Here is a 2,816-nt window from a genome sequence, read left to right as displayed (position 1 = left end):
CAGGCACTGGCATGCGACGCGGGTGAGACTTCGAAAGCGGGCATAGCGATGCCCGTGAAGCTGCTTGGCATCGGCAAACGAGCGCTCGACCGTCTCCTTGCGGCGCTTATAGATTGCCTTGCCCCAAGGGGTCAGGCGATGGGCGTCGGTGCGCTGGCGGGCGTCGGCCCAGACATGGCGGGTGATGGTACGCACCGCCTTGGTGTTTGATGTGCAGGAGGCCAGCAACGGACAATCGCGGCAGATGGCAGGATCCGAACGATAGTGGCGATAACCGTTGCGGTCGGTGGTGGCATAGGCGAGCAGTTGGCCTTCGGGGCAGCGATAACCGTCCGCCTCAGGCTCGTAGACGAACTTCGACTTGCGCATCATGCCATCTTTGGGCGGGGTCGGGTTGCGATAGCCGGTGACACCGAGGATGGTGCGGTCCTCCAGCCCCTTGGCGATGCCGGACGTGGCATAGCCGGCATCCAGCCCGMCAGCRCCGACCTCGAAGCCGAACCGCTCCCGCTGGCGGTCCAGCCGGTCGAGATAGACGATACTGTCATGCACATTGGCRGGCGTSACATGGGTATCGGTGATGATCGCAAGCTTGCCGTCCACATGGGGTAATCGCGGCGCGATCTCCTCAGTGCATTTTTACTAGATGGTACTGGCTGGGTTGGTTGCCCCCGATAAGATGGAAATACGGGCTCACGATTGGAACCGGGCCCAAACATCAATGGAGGCAACCATGGACCAGTATATCGGGCTTGATGTTTCATTGAAAGATACGGCGATCTCGATCCGAGAGGACGGGAAGCGGATATGGCGAGGGAAGCGCGCTTCGGATCCAAAGCTCTTGGCGCAGGTGATCCGCAAGCACGCCCCGCACGCCAAGCGCGTTGTGTTTGAAACGGGGCCGTTGTCGACGTGGTTCTATCATGCACTGATGGCCGAAGGGGTTCCCGCGATCTGCATCGAAGCGCGGCACGCGCAAAAGATATTGCACGAGACGCTCAACAAGACGGATGCCAATGATGCGGATGGCCTGGCCCAGATGGCCGAAGCCGGCTTCTACAAGGCGGTCCGGGTAAAGTCATTTGACAGCATGCTGACGCGCACCCTGGTGGCGGCTCGCAATCAGCTTTTGAGCATCTCGACCCAGCTCAGCAACCAGATCCGCGGCCTGATGAAAACATTCGGCCTCATTGTTTCCAACGGAAAGGGTAGGGTGTTTGATGGCAAAGTGAGGGAGCTATTAGCTGGGAATGACGCCCTTGCAGCGATCATATTGCCCCTGCTTGATGCGTGGCGTGGCATCCGCAAGCGCGCGGCCGATCTGGATCGCCAGCTGCTCGCAGTGGCACGGCAGAGCCAGCCGACGAAGCTCCTGATGACGATCCCGGGTATCGGCGCCGTTACGGCCGTCTCCTATGTTGCCGCGATTGAAGATCCAGAAAACTTCAAAACGTCGCGCTCAGTTGGTGCCTGGCTTGGGCTGACAACGCGGCGCTACCAGTCAGGTGAGGTCGACTATGACGGCCACATCTCGCGACGAGGCGACAGCCATCTGCGGGGACTGCTGTATGAAGCGGCAACGGTCCTCCTCACGAGAACCAGACCCGGCAACGAAAGCCGTCTCAGGAGCTGGGGGCTGAAGCTGCGCGAGCGGTTGGGCTTCAAACGCACTGCGGTGGCGGTCGCCCGGAAGCTTGCGKTTATCATGCACAGCATGCTCAGGACAGGAGAAGTGTTCAACGCCTCGGCTGGCGCCGCCGCTTAAGCGACAGCCAGCCTTCCTCCCTCAGCGCGTCAAACCTGATTTGAGGCACTGAGCGTCCGTGCTGCGGACGTAGGTTGGATCATTCCGTATCGCTCGCTGCAACGTAATAGAAGATTGCGCCGTTCACATAAGGAAGATCCTACCTGCGAATACCCATCATGCGGCGACATTTGTCGACCGCGAAGACAACCCTGCTCCCAGCACTGGACAGCTCTGAAGGACATGGCCGCTGAGGGCCGAACCGACAATTCGGATTGCGCCGCGTTGCCTTCCTTCAGCCCGGTAAGGATGCCGCATGCTCAACCTCTCTTGACGGACGGAATGCGATTATACAACCGTGCGGTGATCGAGGTAGAAGAAGCCCTTTGGCTTGCCGTCGCGCACCATGTAACCGCTGTCGGGATCGGTGCGCGACACCTTGGTTTCCTTCACCTGCGGCTCGCGCTCCTTTTCCTTCAAGGGCTTCTGGCCGTGCACTGCTCGCTCGGCCTCAATCGCCCGGTCGAGGTCGGCCCAGTAATCGGAGCGCGACTTTTCGATCATCGCAAGATCRTAYTTGCCCTTGTTGGCATTTGCCTTCAGATGCGTTGAATCCGTATAAAGCACCGTGCCGTCCACCAGGCCATGACGGATCGCCTGCTCAACGATGTGGTCAAAAATATCCTGTGCCACGCTCGTGTCGTTGAAGCGCCGGCGGCGGTTCTGCGACAGCGTCGAGGCGTCAAACACACCGTCCGTCAGCTTCATCTGCAGAAACCAGCGATAGGCGACGTTGACCTCGATCTCGCGCACCAACTGACGCTCCGAGCGGATSCCGAACAGGTAGCCAATGAACAGCGCCTTGAACATCAAGGTCGGATCGAGCGGCGGGCGGCCGTTGTCGGCGCAATAAAGCCCCGCAACACGATCATGGATGAAGGAAAAGTCGATCACCGCGTCGATCTTGCGCAGCAGGTGATCCTTCGGCACCAGACTGTCGAGCGTCACCATCTCAAGAGCCGTCTGGGTGGGGGCAGGTTTCTTCAACATGTCCCAATGAATCACAAACCCC

At 59.7% G+C, this 2,816-nt stretch carries 1 protein-coding gene and 2 pseudogenes; 1 reads left to right on the top strand and 2 read right to left on the bottom strand.

What is annotated here, in order from left to right:
• Positions 1–603 (bottom strand): annotated as a pseudogene (locus AC1DPR_RS31470) (transposase); the annotation flags it as partial.
• 130 nt (positions 604–733) lie between these two features.
• Here AC1DPR_RS31470 and AC1DPR_RS31465 point away from each other — a divergent pair.
• A complete protein-coding gene (locus tag AC1DPR_RS31465) occupies positions 734–1,765 on the top strand; it encodes an IS110 family RNA-guided transposase (protein ID WP_477817963.1) in 1,032 nt (343 codons plus the stop codon).
• 333 nt (positions 1,766–2,098) lie between these two features.
• Here AC1DPR_RS31465 and AC1DPR_RS31460 read toward each other — a convergent pair.
• A pseudogene (locus tag AC1DPR_RS31460) lies at positions 2,099–2,794 on the bottom strand (transposase); the annotation flags it as partial.
• Between the last annotated feature and the right edge of the window lie 22 nt (positions 2,795–2,816).

Source organism: Rhizobium sp. 01T417 (assembly GCF_056398905.1).
Note: the sequence above shows the minus strand (reverse complement) of the source record. Positions and strands in the feature narration are given on the sequence as shown.